Consider the following 13,982-nt stretch of genomic DNA (forward strand, 5'->3'; position numbering starts at 1 on the left):
CATGCCATGGTCGGTCAACAGGGATGCGGCTGCGATGAGCGATTGCCACCATCATCACCATGCACACGCCGCAATGCCGGATGTGCCGCGCGACCCTGTCCCTGGCCCTGTCCCCGAAGGCACGGTCTGGACCTGCCCGATGCACCCGCAGGTGCGGCAGGACCACCCCGGCCCCTGCCCGATCTGCGGCATGGCGCTGGAACCCGAACTGGCCCGCGCCGACACCGGCCCCAGCCCCGAGCTTGCCGACATGACGCGCCGCTTCGCCGTGGGCCTGGCGCTTGCCCTGCCAGTGTTCCTGCTGGAAATGGGTGGTCACCTGTTTCCGGCCATCCACCACGCGGTGCCGATGCGCCTGTCGATCTTCATCCAGCTCGCGCTGTCCACACCGGTAGTCTTGTGGGCGGGCTGGCCGTTCTTCGCGCGCGGCTGGGCCTCGTTGCGCAACCGCAGCCTCAACATGTTCACGCTGATCGCGATGGGTACGGGCGTCGCCTGGGCCTACAGCATGGTCGCAGCCCTTGCCCCCGCGCTCTTCCCGCCGGCGTTCCGCAATCCCGATGGCAGCGTCGCGGTCTATTTCGAGGCGGCGGCGGTCATCACCGTCCTCGTTCTCCTCGGCCAGGTCCTGGAGCTGCGCGCGCGGGAACGCACGTCGGGCGCGATCAAGGCCCTGCTTGGCCTCGCGCCCAGAACCGCGCGCCGCCTGCTCGCAGACGGCAGCGAGGAGGAACTCGGCATCGACCTGATCCAGCCAGGAGACCGCGTCCGGGTGCGCCCAGGCGAGAAGGTCCCTGTCGACGGCACGGTCGTCGACGGGCGTTCCTCGGTCGACGAATCCATGGTCACCGGCGAATCCATGCCCGTTGCCCGCCAGGTGGGCGACGCGGTGATCGGCGGCACGATGAACCAGACCGGGGCGCTGGTCGTCGCCGCCACCCGCACCGGGCGCGATTCGATGCTCGCCCGGATCGTGCGGATGGTGGCCGACGCCCAGCGCTCGCGCGCACCGATCCAGCGCATGGCTGACCAGGTGGCCGGTTGGTTCGTGCCGGCGGTGATCGCGGCCGCCCTCCTTGCCTTCGCCGCGTGGAGCATCTGGGGCCCGCCGCCGCGCCTTGCCAACGGTCTGGTGTCGGCTGTTGCGGTGCTCATCATCGCCTGCCCCTGCGCGCTGGGCCTCGCCACTCCAATGTCGATCATGGTCGGCGTCGGCAGGGGCGCGGGATTGGGCGTGCTGATCCGCAACGCCGAAGCGCTGGAGCGGATGGAGAAGGTGGACACCCTCGTCGTCGACAAGACCGGCACGCTGACCCAGGGGCATCCAGCGGTGACCGCCATCGTCCCGTCGGAGGGCTTCAGCAAGGACGAGATTCTGCGCCTTGCCGCAGCGGTCGAGCGCGCATCCGAACATCCGCTCGCCCTTGCCATCGTCGAGGCCGCCACGGCCAGGTCGCTCTCGCTGCCGCCGGTCACCGGCTTCGATTCCCCCACCGGGCGCGGAGCGCTGGGCACGGTCGAGGGACGGCGGATCGTGCTCGGCAACGCGCGCTTCCTTGCCGACCACGGGCTCGACACCGCCGCACTTGCCGCCCGTGCCGACGCCCTGCGCGCAGAAGGCGCGACCGCGATCTTCGTCGGCATCGACACTGCGGTCGGCGGGGTGCTAGCCATTGCCGATCCGGTAAAGCCGACCACCCCCGAAGCGCTCGAGGCACTGCGCCGCGAAGGCATCCGGGTGGTCATGCTGACCGGCGACAATCGCACCACCGCGCACGCCGTCGCCGCCCGGCTAGGCATCGGCGAGGTCGAGGCCGAAGTCCTTCCCGACCAGAAAAGCGCAGTCGTCGCCCGCCTCAGGTCCGAGGGCAGGGTCGTCGCCATGGCCGGAGACGGCGTCAACGACGCCCCCGCGCTCGCCGCCGCCGACGTCGGCATCGCGATGGGATCGGGCACCGACGTCGCGATCGAAAGCGCGGGCGTCACCCTGCTCAAGGGCGATCTCAACGGCATCGTGCGGGCGCGCAGGCTCAGCCAGGCTACGATGTCGAACATCCGCCAGAACCTCGTCTTCGCGTTCGTCTACAACGCCGCTGGCGTGCCCGTCGCGGCGGGATTGCTCTATCCCTGGTTCGGCATCCTGCTCTCGCCCGTGATCGCGGCGGCGGCGATGGCGCTATCCTCGGTCAGCGTCATCGCCAATGCGCTCAGGCTCAACCGGCAGGCGATTTGAGGAACACCCCGGTGCAGTTAGGTGCCGTTAGGTGCCGTTAGGTGCCGTTAGGTGCCGTTCGCGTCATGCCGCGCTTTCAGCCCTTCCGGCCCTCGATCCAGTCGTTCAGCACCTCGTGGAAGAAGCGGATGCGGGTCTCCTGGTCCGAGAGGTAGGCATCTGAATATCCGCGAGAATGCATGCCGGCCTGCATGTTTTCGGCCAATTCCATGTCCTGGTAGACGATCTGCCCGGCCAGTTCGGGAATGCCGCGCCCGCCATCGAACACCCGATGCTCGCACTCCGCCACCTCGCGCAGAGGGCGCACCCCGGCCATGATCGATTCCACCTCGCTCTGCCCCTCGACCGGGAAGGCCATGCACCACAGGTCGAAGTAGCACTTCTCGGGATCGGTCGCGTGCGGTTCGCTGCGGAAAAGGATGAGATTGTCGGGCAGGAAGCTGATGGTGACATTGGGGAAGATCACCGTGTGCGGGCTGTCGGTGATCTCCTCGTCGTCCATGTTCTCGTAGTGGACATAACCCCGCTCGCGCCACAGGCGGCGCTTCGCCTGCTTCAGGTCCTTCCACCCCTGGAGCGCGAATTCCTCGTAGCTGGAATACTTTGCCGGATCGATGTCCCACGCGCGCAGGATGTGGGCGAACATGTGTTCGGTGCCATCGGCGGGCCGGTCGGTCAGCGAGGGCCGCATCGGCTGGACCGTGCGCCCATGGCCGGCGGGCCACATCTCATGCCGGGCGGAATCGACGTCCTGGTCGATCCACGGCGGGACCTGGGGATGCGCGGTCCGGGTGTGATAGCTTTCCGAGAAGTTGTCGGTGACGAACTTCCAGTTGGCGTTGAGTTCGATGCGATACCACGCGACCCGGACCGCGGTATCCATCGGGTAATTCTTGTACAGCGCGGGCATCGGCGCGAGGTATTCCTCGAGCGAAGGGCCTTCCTCGGCCATGGTGTACCAGACGAAGCCGCCCCAGGTACCGCAGCGCAGTTCCTTGAGCTTCAGCTTGCCGCAGGGGTTGCCACGCTTGAAATCGACGTCGGCGTCCTGCGCGTGTTCGAGCACGCCGTCGATGCCCCAGCGCCAGCCGTGGTAGGGGCAATGGAACGCGGCGACCGAACTCGACTGGTCGACCATGCGCATCCCGCGATGGCCGCAGGAATTGTAGAAGGCGCGGACTGAACCGTCGTCCTGGCGCACGGCAATGACCGATTCCTTCATGAAGGTATGGACGAGGAAATCGCCCGCTTCGGGAATTTCGGCGGTGCGCCCGGCAATGTGCCAGATGCGCGTCCACAGCCCGTCCCATTCCTTCCGGGCGAATTCAGCCGAATAATAGCGGTCGCCGGTAATGGCATCGCCGCGCAGGTGCGAGGGATCGCGGCCGTCCATCGGCGGCGGAACGTCTTCACGCAGGGTCGTCATGACGAGGTCCTTTCGAAAGTCCTGTGGCCGAAACGCGCGGCCATGAGCATGAGAAGCGAGAGCGCCAGCCAGGCCGCGGCGAGGCCGGAAACCGCCGAGACGCCAAGACGCGCGACAAGGGGCGCGGCGGCAAGCGGGCCGATGACGGTGCCGGAAAGCTGCGCGGTTCCGACCAGCATGGCCCCCCGGCCCGTCGGGTCGACGCCGAGCACGGCGGGCATCTGGAATGGCGGCACGAAGATCCACACGAGGCCGAACAGCCCGGCGCCCAGCAGCATCGGCAGGGTACCGGCAGCGCCGACCAGCAGCACGATGGCGGCGAGCGCAAGGACGATGCCGCAGACCCACGCGGTTACCGCGCCCAGCCGGGAAGCGAGGAAAACCGCCAGCAGGCCGCCCGCGATCTGCCCGGCGATACCAACGGGCACCGCCATGCCAGCGGTGGCCGCATCGTGGCCGGAGGCCGCGAGCAGAGGCAGGAGATAGACCCAAAGGCCCATGATGCCGGCAAGGAACGCCGCCATTGCGAGAAGGACGAGCAGCGCACGGGGACCGGGCAGACCCATCGACCCCGCATCGGCGCCGGCAAACCCGTCCGCCAGGCGCGGAACCGCGACGAGCATGGCAAGGTTCAGCAGCACCAGCAGGCCATAGGCCCCGGCATGACCGAAGGCAGGCGCGACGAGCGCCGCGATGGCCTGCGACAGCGCCAACGCGAGGACGGACTGCGCGGTCACGTAGATCGCGAATATACGGGCGGGCGCATCTGACCGGGAAAGCATCCCGACCAGCAGCCACAACAGGATGCCTGAACCCGCACCGTTGACGAAGCGCAGCACGACCACCGCCTCGGCCCCTGCGAACACCGTGCCGGCATTGGCAAGGACCATCGCCGCGAGCGCAAGGACGGCCTTGGTGCGAAGTCCGGCAAGCGGCAGCCGCAAGGCGGCAAGCGTCGTCGCGATCGCCATGCCGGCGGCTTCTGCCGTAGCGGCCAGGCCCATCGCGGCCACGTCGAGCTTGTCCGACTGGCGCAGCAGGTCGAGGAGAAGCGGCTGGAGCGCTGAAATGCAGCCCGCGCCGATGCCGAGCAGGACGAAGGGCGGCCAGACCGGCCCCGACGCGGCGGGGGACTGGCCCTGCCCGGTCATTGCGCGGTCAGCCCGCCATCGACGGCAAGTTCCGCGCCGGTGATGTATCTTGCGGCAGGCGACGCGAGGAACGCGACGGCCTGCGCGATATCATCGGGTTCACCCATGCGCCCGGCCGGGATCGAGGCGTTGATCGCATCGTACTGGTCCGGGTTGTCGCGGATCGCGACCTGCTGCATCTCGGTCCAGATCACGCCGGGATGGACGGAATTGACGCGGATTCCCTCGCGCGCGCACTCCATCGCCAGCGACTTGGTGTAGAGCCGCACCCCGCCCTTGCTGGCGGCATAGGCGGAGGCCCCCGGAATGCCGACAAGGCCCGCAACCGACGAGATATTGACGATGGCGCCATCGCCCGCCGCGCGCATCGCGGGAAGGACTGCGCGGCAGCCGAGGTAGACGCTGGTCAGGTTGACATCGATCTGGCGCTGCCATTCGTCCGGTTCGAGATCGGGCGTCCAGCGCAACACGGCGATGCCCGCGTTGTTCACGAGAATGTCCGGTCCGCGACCGTCCTGCCGGGCGATGGCGAAAAGCACTTCGGCCCAGCCACTGGCGCTGGTCACGTCATGCCCCATGCCGCGCGCGGCAAACCCTTGGGCAGCCAGTTCAGCGGCACGGGCCTCGGCACCGGCGGCGTCGATATCGGTAAGCCAGACCGCCGCCCCGCGCCGCGCGAGCAGGCGTGCCGTGGCAAAGCCGAGGCCCGCCGCCGATGCGGCGCCAGTGACCAAGGCGATCTTCCCTTGCAATTCCATGATGATGAGCCTGATCCCGTTTCAAGAAAAAGTCCCCCGGCGAAAGTGTCAGTCGCCGGGGGCAGGGAGGATCCTCAGAAGCGGACGGTCGCCTGGACCTGCACGGTGCGCGGCAGCGAGACGAAGCCCATCTGGTCAGCAACCTGACCGACAACGGCAGGCGTGTTGGGCGCATCGACCACGCCGCCCACGATGAAGCGGTTGGTCAGGTTCTTGCCGATGAGCGCGAGTTCGTACTTGTCGTCGGCGGTGCGCAGGCGGACGCTGGCGTCGATGGTAAGGTATTCGTCCTGGCGCGACAGCGGGTGGGCGAAGCTGGATGCAAGGTAGGAGCCGGAGTAGCGGCTGTCGGCGGAAAGGCCGAAGTTGAGGTTGTCCGCAACCGGCGTCTCGTAGCTGAAGCCGAACGAGCCGGTCCATGCGGGCGCCACGGCGGTCGGCTTGCCGCTGAGGTCCTGGCCGCCCGCGCCCTGAAACACGGTGTCGCAGCCCGCATCCACGCTCTGCCCGCCATAGCAGGGGGCAATGTAGTTGGTGTAGCGGGCGCGGTTATAGTTCACCGTGCCATGCAGGTTGAAGCCATCGAGGGCGCGCGGTGCGAACTCGAACTCCAGCTCGACGCCCCTCGTCCGCACGCCGCCGGCATTGGTGGTGATGAAGGCGAAGGTGTTGGAATTGAAGAAGTCCACCTGCAGGTCGACGTACTTGTAGGTGTAGACGCCGAGATTGACGCGAAGCTGGCGGTCGAGCAGCGTGGTCTTGATGCCCGCTTCGAAGCCGCGCGCCTTTTCGGGATTGAAGGCGACGTCGCTCGGCACGGTGCCGGTGCTGACGAAGCCCGAGTTCGAGAAGCCGCCCGACTTGTAGGCGGTCTTGTAGGCGCCATAGACGGTGATGTCGCTGGTGGGCTTCCAGGTGAGCGTGGCTTCGGGCGACCAGTTGTCGAAGGCCTGCCCGGCGCGGATCACCTTGTCCTGCGGGAAGAGGAACTGGAGCGCCGCGTTGACATAGGGCTGGACGAGATAGCTGTCCTTCGTCTCGTGCGTGTAGCGTACGCCCGCGGTCGCCTCGAGCCCTTCGACCAGCTTCCACGTGGCCTGGCCATAGCCCGAAATCGTTTCGCCGTCGGTTTCCGACCGCTTCAGGTAGCCGAGATAGCGGTAGGCGGCGGGTGCGGTATCGTCCTCGACATTGCCGAACGATCCGGTCTGCGTGTGGTCGCGCCTGGTCTTCTGGTAATAGATGCCGGCAAGGACGTTGACCGGACCGTCATAGGAGGTCTGCGCCCGCAGTTCCGACGAGAAGGCGTGGTACTTCGACTTCTCCGTCGAAGGTGCGGCGGCGGCGTCCGACGAGACGAACGTGCAGTCGCAGGCCCACTGGTTGACGTTGCGGTTGAAGTTGTTGATCCACGTCAGCGTCAGATCGTCGAGCGCATAATCGAGCGTGCCGGTGACGGCCCAGCTGCGATAGCGGTTGTAGAGCCCCCCATCGGCGCGGCTGAACGGATTGGTGCCGGCGAGATCCTCGGGAAAGCGGTTCTGGTAGATCGTGAACTGCTTGCCGCACTTGATCGCCGGGTTCAGCGCATAAGTGCCATTGGCGCAGGCGACCGGAACGTAGTTCCAGCTGTTGTTGTCGTTGTCGTTGAACGAGGCATTGGCCTTGAGCGTCGCGGTGAGGCGATCGGTCGGCTTGTACTGCAAAGTCACGCGGCCCAGCACTTCGCGTTCGCCGGGATTGTCGCCGGTGAGCGCGGGGGCAAGGTGCGGGGTCACGACCCCGGTGTTGATGTTGGTGGTGTTGTAGGTCTTGTCGATGCCGCCATTCTTGAAATAGCCGCCGAACATGTTCGACCCACGCAGCGCGATGCGGATGCCGAGCGTATCGGACAGCGGGCCCGAGCCCATGACTTCGCCGACAAGGTTCTTCGCCTTGAACTCGTACCCCGCGCGGGCCATGAATTCCGGGCTGTTCGACGGATTGGCGGAACGCAGCGAGATCACGCCGGCGGTAGCGTTCTTGCCGAAGAACAGGGCCTGCGGGCCCTTCAGCATTTCCACGCCGGCAAGGTCGAGGAAGCCTTCGTTGATGACGCGGCCCTGGCCGTAGTAGACGCCGTCGAGAATGACCGCGACCGACTGCTCGATGCCGATCGAGGTCGACGACGAACCGATGCCGCGCAGGGTGAGCTGCGCGCCAGAACCGTTCGAAGCGCGACCGATGGTAAGCTGCGGCGTCTGCGTGGAGATCTTCTCCAGGCTGGTCATGTCATACTTGCGGATCTGTTCGGCCGAAAGCGCGGTGACCGAGACCGGCACGTCCTGGAGGCGTTCCTCGCGGCGGCGGGCGGTGACGATGATGTCGCCGATGCCGGAACCGTCGCTGGCCTGCTCGCTGTCGGCGGCGACGTCCTGCGGGGCCGCCTGCGCATGGGCCGATGCCAGCGGAAGCAGCGATGCTCCGGCAAGCGCGGCGAAGGTGAAAGCGGTGAACCTGGCATTGCTGATCATGTCTTGCCTCCCGTTGTCCCGCGCGCGGAGGCCGGTGGGGATGGCGCGCCATGCGGCGACGGAGTGCCGGCGGCACCCATGCAATCTCTCCCGGTCCCCGCTCTTGTCCGTGCGGTGTGGGCACAGAAAGACAGAACGACGCAGGGCCGTCAAAGAGAATTACAGCAGACTGTAAAAAGTCACAGGTCCTGGACGATGACCTCCGGAGCGATCATCCGCAGCGCGGCGTTGCGGGCCTCGATCCGCAGGACCAGCGCCCCTGCCGACGTGGCGAAGGGCAGGAGCGTTTCCGCGCAGCGACGGACGATGCAGGGCTCCAGTTCGGCGTCGGCGATCTCGCGGCGGGACCAGAACAGCACGGTCGCCACCACCGCCAGGCGGATCATGCGGACCATCGGTTCGCGCGGCACATCGGGGTCGAGCAGTCCATCGGCGATGATCGCGTCGAGCGCGCCACCGACTTCGGCCTCGTAGACCTCGTGCAGGCCGACGAGGTCGGCATGTTCGAGCAGGAGCGCGGCAAGCGCGCGGGAGAGGACCGGCGACTCGAGCGTGACTTCGGCGGCGGCGCGGGCGAATTCGACCAGACGGGGCCAGCCGTGACGCGGCTCGCGCCGGGCGGCGAGCGCGAAGACCTCGGCGCTTCGGTCGCGCGCGGCACAGGCGACGAGCCGGTCCTTGGTGCCGAAGATGTTGTAGAGCGTCTTTTCCGCAGTGCCGCTGTCCTGCGCGATCATGCGCATGGTCACCGCGTCGTAGCCCAGCCGGCTGACCAGCGCGATCGCGCTCGCGAGGATGCGGCGGCGGCGCTCGGCCTGGCGCGGAGTCAGCGGCTTGGATTGCGGGGCGGCCATGGCCCTGCGTTGCACAAACTGCACGCAGGGCCAAGCCGCTTCCTTGCTTCAGACCCGCGCGGGCGCGAGGCGCGGGCTGAGGAAATGGACAACGGCAAGCGCAAGAAGATAGGCACTGGCGCAGATCGCGAAGAGGATCTCGTAGCTGCCGGTCTTGTCGAGGATGTAGCCGGTGAACAGCGCCATGCCCATGCCGCCAAGCGCGCCGACCGTGCCGCCGATCCCGACCACCGATCCCACAGCGCCGCGCGGGAAGACGTCCGATGGCAGGGTGTAGAGATTGGCGGAAAAGGCCTGGTGCGCGGCCGTCGCGAGGCCGATTATGAGCACGGCGGCCCACACGCTGTCGAGGCTCTGCGCGAACCAGATCGGCAGGACGAGGATAGCGCAGAGCAGCATTGTCATCTTGCGGGCGAAGTTGGGCGTGCGGCCCGCCTTGATCAGGCGCGAGGACATCCAGCCTCCGAAGATCGAGCCGCCGTCGGAAATCAGGTAGATCGCGGCGAGCGGAAGGCCGAAGGTCTTGAGATCCATGTCGTAGCGTTCGAACAGGTAGCCCGGCAGCCAGAACAGGAAGAACCACCAGATCGGATCGATCAGGAACTTGCCCAGGGCATAGGCCCAGGTCTCGCGCACGGTGAGGAGGCGGCTCCAGCCGATCTTCTCAACCGGATCGGCGGGGTCCTGCTCGATCCAGGCGAGTTCGGCGGGCGTCACGCGCTTGTGCTCGGCGGGGTGGCGATAGATGAACCACCAGGCGACAAGCCAGGCCACGCCGAAGATGCCGGTCAGGAAGAATGCCGCGCGCCAGCCGAACCACAGCACCAGCACGGGCACGAGCAAGGGGGTGATGATCGCGCCGACGTTGGCGCCCGCATTGAACAGGCCGATGGCGAAGGCGCGCTCGCGCTGGGGGAACCAGTCGGTCACGGCACGGATGCCGGCGGGGAAATTCCCGCTCTCGCCCACGCCGAGGCCGAAGCGCGCGGCGGCAAAGCTGGCGACGCCGGTGGCAAAGCCGTGCGCCATGTGCCCGATCGTCCAGATGACGATGGCGATGGTATAGCCAAGCCGCGCGCCAACCGCATCGACGACGCGGCCAAAGCCGATGTAGCCGATGGCGTAGGCCATCTGGAACCAGAAGACGATGTTGGCGAAGTCGCTCTCGGTCCAGCCGAACTCAGCGACGAGAGTCGGCTTGAGGACGCCGATCATCTGGCGGTCGATGTAATTGACCGCAGTAGCCGCGAAGAGCAGGCCAACGATCACCCAGCGATAGCGGCCCGCCTTGGCCGAGGCGGCATCGAGCGTGGGGGCGGAAGCTTCAACCATCGGTAATCTCCCGGGGAAAGCGTCCGGCTTTACCGGTACGCCCGTAGAACTCTGTCAGCGCAAGGCGCCCTTTATCGAGGCTGGGCCGCGACCACGCTGCAACGCACTTCGCCGCAGCCTTCGAACACCGCGCGGAACGACTGGCCAACGCGGATCTCGTGGACGCCGGTGATCGCGCCCGAGGACACCCAAAGGCCCCCCGACACATCGAAACCGCGCTCGATCAGGTTGGCAAGAAGGAAGCGGACCGCACCATAGGGGCCGTCGAGCATCGTCGCCGCGGTGGCAGCGCCCACGACCTCGCCGTCGATCTCTCCCCGGACGGGAATGGCGCAAAGATCAAGGTCCCGCCATCTTTCGAGCGCCGGGCCACGCACCAGACCGGCATTGTTGCCGAAGTCCGACACGGTCACCGGCGGGCCATCGGCGTTGATGCCCGCATAGGGGGAGCTGGCGATCTCGATGCCGAGGCGCACTTCGTCGAGGATGGCGCGAGTGCCGGCGTCGTCGGTCGGGACCGGGCCGGCAAAGCCGGGGGCGACATGGAGCAGTATCTCCGCTTCGGCGGCGGCAAACCCCCCGGAAAAGACCGGCATCGCCGGCTCTTCTCCATCAGAGGCATCGACCACGCTGTCGGCGAAGATCGGACCGGAGAGGCGGTTCGCGCCGAGCGTTCCGTCGAGCGGCGGATTGATGCGACCGACCTTCCAGCCGACAACGCGGCGACCATCGATCACGATGGCACGATCCTGGATGGTATAGGCGCAACCGAGTTCCGCGGGGACGGGGCCGGGATAGGTGGCCAGCGCCCGCGCTTCGCGGCGCGCGCTGACAAAGGCCCTCGCGACTGCTTCCGCCTGTTCGTTCAATTCGATCCCCATCCCTTGGTCCTTCATTCGTCCGGCTCACTATAGGAAACCGGTGTCATAAGCAAGTGGCAGCGAGTACCGGAAGGGTTCCCCAGCCAAGATCGGCTAGAGCGTCACGCCCTTCTTCCAGATCGCAATGGCCCGCTGCCCGGCGCGTTCAGCGGCGGTTTTCCGCCCGCTGGCGATGGCCAGCAGGTCGGCCAGGAATGCCTCGTCGGTCGCTTGTCGGCCCTCATCGAGGACACGCGACGCGTCAAAATCGATCCAGTGCGGCTTGGCCGTGGCGAGCGCGCGATTCGAGGCGACCTTGACGGTCGGCGCAGGAAAGCCGAGCGGCGTTCCCCGCCCCGTGGTGAAAAGCACCAGCACCGCACCCGCAGCCGTGAGCCCGGTCGAGGAGACGGCATCGTTGCCCGGTGCCTCCAGCAAGGCCAGACCCGGGCCTGCGGCCTGCTCGCCATAACGGAGAACCGAGGCGAGCGGCGCGTTCCCGGCCTTCTGCACGGCCCCGGCCGATTTTTCCTCGAGCGTGGTGATGCCCCCGGCGATGTTGCCGGGCGAGGGGTTTTCGGAAACGGGCAACCCCTGATCGAGGTAATGGCGCTTGAACCCGTTCACGAGCGCGGCGGCGGCCTCGAAGGTCGGTCCATCGACCGCGCGTTCGAGCAAGCCCTGCTCCGCGCCGAAGATCTCGGGAATCTCGGTAAGGATCGGCGTTCCCCCGGCGGCCGCGAGCCTCTCGCTGAAACGACCGAGCAGGGGGTTGGCGGTAAGGCCGGAGAAACCATCGGAGCCGCCGCACTTGAGACCGACCGTGAGCGCCGAAAGGGGAAGCTCCTCGCGCTCGGCAGTGGCCGCCTCGGCGACGAGTTCGTCGACCAGCGCCGCCGCTTCCGCAAGCTCGTCGCCCGCGCCTTGCGAGGAAAGGACGCGAACCTTGCCGCGGGAAGCTGCGGGAATGGCGGCCAGGAGATCCGCGAGCTGGTTCGATTCGCAGCCCAGGCCAAGCAGGAGCACGCCCGCCGCGTTGGGATTTGCCGCGAGGCCCGCAAGCAGCGCACGGGTTCCGCCAAGGTCGTCGCCAAGCTGCGAGCATCCGTGGGGATGGGCGAAAGCGAGGACTCCGTCGATCCGGCCCGCCTCGATCAGTCCGGCATGGCGCAACTCGGCGGCGCGGGCTACCTGCTCCGCCGTGAGGCCGACGCAGCCGACCGTCGGCAGAATCCAGATCTCGTTGCGGGTGGCGGCGCGGCCATCGGCACGCCGATACCCGCGCCAGGTCGCCTCGGAAGAGGGGAAGGCCTGCGGTGGCGAAGCCGCCGGGGCGGCTGGGGAATAGACGACTTCTCCCTCCAGCGCCGTGGCCAGGTTATGGACATGGACGTGTTCGCCCGGCGCTATCGACGCCGTGGCCCGGCCGATCGGGAGTCCGTACTTTACCACCGGTTCGCCCGCGACATGCGACCGTACGGCAAACTTGTGTCCCTGGGGAATTCCGCTTTGCAGCGTGATCCGCACGCCATCGACCGCCACGCTCTCGCCCTGCGCCAAGGGACGCAGCGCCACGGCAACGCCATCGGCGGCGTGCACGTGAAACGCGGCAGGCATGACGGCGGTATGCGGCGGCAAGACGACTCTCCTCGTGCTGGCAATCTCGATTGCCTGTCCTTATGGATACCGTTTAGGTAACCGGTGTCAATCGGGCAGGATTGCAAACGATACGACGAAGAGGCTAGGAGCATTCCAGCACTGACACCGGTGTAGTCACGGACGGGACGGGACGCGCGTGAAGAAGGCAAAGGACGGCAAGCCGACGATCAACGACGTCGCGCGCATCGCCGGCGTTTCCAAGAAGACGGTCAGCCGGGTCATCAACCGCTCGCCCCTGCTGAACGAAGCCACGCGCGAAAAGGTCGAGGCGGTGATCGCGGAACTGGGCTATGTGCCCAATCCCCAGGCGCGCGCGCTGGCGCTGCGGCGCAACTTCCTGATCGGCCTCATCCATGACAACCCGAACGCGCAAATGGTGCTGGGCGTGCAGGAGGGCATCCTCTCCGCGATTCGCGACACCGAGTTCGCGCTGGTCGTGCGCCCGGTGAACCGCCGCTCGCCCGACATGCTGGACGACGTTCGCGCCTTCCTCGAACAGCAGCGGCTGTTCGGCGTCATGCTGCTGCCGCCGATATCCGAAAACGACGCACTGGCCGACCTGTGCGAGGACCTTGGCGTGACCTACGTGCGCATGGGTTCGGTCCGGCTGGACGACGACGAGCACATGGTCGCCTCGAACGACCGCGAGGCCGTTGCCCGGGCAGTGGCCTATCTCGTCGATCACGGACATCGCCGCATCGGCTTCGTCGCCGGTCCCGATGGCTTCCGCTCCGCCGCGGAGCGCGCGTCGGGCTATGTGGACGCGCTCGAAACTGCCGGCATCAAGCAGGATGCGACGATCATGGCCGAAGGCAACTATACCTTCGAGACCGGCATCGCGGCGGGCGAGAAGCTGCTCGCCGCCTCCCCTCGCCCCACCGCGATCTTCGCCAGCAATGACGAAATGGCGGCGGGTGTACTTCACGCTGCCCGCAAGAAGGGGCTGTCGGTGCCCGAGGACCTGTCAATCGTGGGTTTCGACGACACCGCAATCGCCGCCCATATCTGGCCGCCACTGACGACGGTGCGGTGGCCGATCCAGGCCATGGCCAAGGCGGCGGCGATCAAGCTGATCGACCCTGCCGAGGCGCGGCGGCAACCTTCCCACTTCCTCTCGGACCTCATCGAACGCGCCTCGGTCGGCACGGCCTGAGGCAACCGGGCGGCCCGAACGGCCCGGCAAGAATCGGCTTGCG

At 67.2% G+C, this 13,982-nt stretch carries 10 protein-coding genes; 2 read left to right on the forward strand and 8 right to left on the reverse strand.

Annotated elements, in window-relative coordinates:
- Positions 1–73 precede the first annotated feature (73 nt).
- The gene (locus SARO_RS18395) at positions 74–2,233 is read left to right on the forward strand and encodes a copper-transporting P-type ATPase (protein ID WP_324608757.1); all 2,160 of its coding nucleotides are present in this window, start codon (positions 74–76) and stop codon (positions 2,231–2,233) included.
- A gap of 76 nt (positions 2,234–2,309) precedes the next feature.
- On the opposite strand, the gene SARO_RS18400 is transcribed toward SARO_RS18395, so the two are convergent.
- The 8 genes from SARO_RS18400 to SARO_RS18435 form a co-directional block, all read right to left on the reverse strand.
- Positions 2,310–3,659: an aromatic ring-hydroxylating oxygenase subunit alpha gene (locus tag SARO_RS18400; RefSeq protein ID WP_011906752.1), complete on the reverse strand. Its 1,350-nt coding sequence runs from the start codon at positions 3,657–3,659 to the stop codon at positions 2,310–2,312.
- Positions 3,656–4,810, reverse strand: a complete 1,155-nt coding sequence (locus SARO_RS18405; RefSeq protein ID WP_011906753.1) for a hypothetical protein — start codon at positions 4,808–4,810, stop codon at positions 3,656–3,658. The genes SARO_RS18400 and SARO_RS18405 overlap by 4 nt, the downstream gene beginning before the upstream one ends.
- Entirely contained in the window at positions 4,807–5,568 is a 762-nt protein-coding gene (locus SARO_RS18410; RefSeq protein ID WP_041551613.1) for an SDR family NAD(P)-dependent oxidoreductase, read from the reverse strand. The genes SARO_RS18405 and SARO_RS18410 overlap by 4 nt, the downstream gene beginning before the upstream one ends.
- 74 nt (positions 5,569–5,642) lie before the next feature.
- Entirely contained in the window at positions 5,643–8,081 is a 2,439-nt protein-coding gene (locus SARO_RS18415; RefSeq protein WP_049759558.1) for a TonB-dependent receptor, read from the reverse strand.
- A gap of 179 nt (positions 8,082–8,260) precedes the next feature.
- Entirely contained in the window at positions 8,261–8,935 is a 675-nt protein-coding gene (locus SARO_RS18420; RefSeq protein ID WP_011906756.1) for a TetR/AcrR family transcriptional regulator, read from the reverse strand.
- A 48-nt stretch (positions 8,936–8,983) separates the two neighbouring features.
- The gene (locus SARO_RS18425; RefSeq protein ID WP_011906757.1) at positions 8,984–10,267 is read right to left on the reverse strand and encodes an MFS transporter; all 1,284 of its coding nucleotides are present in this window, start codon (positions 10,265–10,267) and stop codon (positions 8,984–8,986) included.
- A 71-nt stretch (positions 10,268–10,338) separates the two neighbouring features.
- Positions 10,339–11,163, reverse strand: coding sequence for a 2-keto-4-pentenoate hydratase (locus SARO_RS18430; RefSeq protein WP_234007491.1), 825 nt, complete (start codon positions 11,161–11,163; stop codon positions 10,339–10,341).
- Positions 11,164–11,241: 78 nt separating this feature from the next.
- Positions 11,242–12,744: a UxaA family hydrolase gene (locus SARO_RS18435; RefSeq protein ID WP_041551615.1), complete on the reverse strand. Its 1,503-nt coding sequence runs from the start codon at positions 12,742–12,744 to the stop codon at positions 11,242–11,244.
- Between the two features lie 178 nt (positions 12,745–12,922).
- Here SARO_RS18435 and SARO_RS18440 point away from each other — a divergent pair, with 178 nt between their 5' ends.
- On the forward strand, positions 12,923–13,939 hold the full coding sequence (locus SARO_RS18440) for a LacI family DNA-binding transcriptional regulator (RefSeq protein WP_011906760.1): 1,017 nt from the start codon (positions 12,923–12,925) through the stop codon (positions 13,937–13,939).
- Positions 13,940–13,982 lie beyond the last annotated feature (43 nt).

Origin of the sequence: Novosphingobium aromaticivorans DSM 12444, from assembly GCF_000013325.1 — a bacterium.
In the GTDB taxonomy this organism is placed as follows: domain Bacteria; phylum Pseudomonadota; class Alphaproteobacteria; order Sphingomonadales; family Sphingomonadaceae; genus Novosphingobium; species Novosphingobium aromaticivorans.

What these genes read in the sequence shown, in the direction of transcription:
- SARO_RS18395 (WP_324608757.1), top strand. Translation starts at nt 74, where the DNA reads ATGCCGGATGTGCCGCGCGACCCTGTCCCTGGCCCTGTCCCCGAAGGC.
- SARO_RS18400 (WP_011906752.1), bottom strand. Translation starts at nt 3,659, where the DNA reads ATGACGACCCTGCGTGAAGACGTTCCGCCGCCGATGGACGGCCGCGAT.
- SARO_RS18405 (WP_011906753.1), bottom strand. Translation starts at nt 4,810, where the DNA reads ATGACCGGGCAGGGCCAGTCCCCCGCCGCGTCGGGGCCGGTCTGGCCG.
- SARO_RS18410 (WP_041551613.1), bottom strand. Translation starts at nt 5,568, where the DNA reads ATGGAATTGCAAGGGAAGATCGCCTTGGTCACTGGCGCCGCATCGGCG.
- SARO_RS18415 (WP_049759558.1), bottom strand. Translation starts at nt 8,081, where the DNA reads ATGATCAGCAATGCCAGGTTCACCGCTTTCACCTTCGCCGCGCTTGCC.
- SARO_RS18420 (WP_011906756.1), bottom strand. Translation starts at nt 8,935, where the DNA reads ATGGCCGCCCCGCAATCCAAGCCGCTGACTCCGCGCCAGGCCGAGCGC.
- SARO_RS18425 (WP_011906757.1), bottom strand. Translation starts at nt 10,267, where the DNA reads ATGGTTGAAGCTTCCGCCCCCACGCTCGATGCCGCCTCGGCCAAGGCG.
- SARO_RS18430 (WP_234007491.1), bottom strand. Translation starts at nt 11,163, where the DNA reads ATGAAGGACCAAGGGATGGGGATCGAATTGAACGAACAGGCGGAAGCA.
- SARO_RS18435 (WP_041551615.1), bottom strand. Translation starts at nt 12,744, where the DNA reads ATGCCTGCCGCGTTTCACGTGCACGCCGCCGATGGCGTTGCCGTGGCG.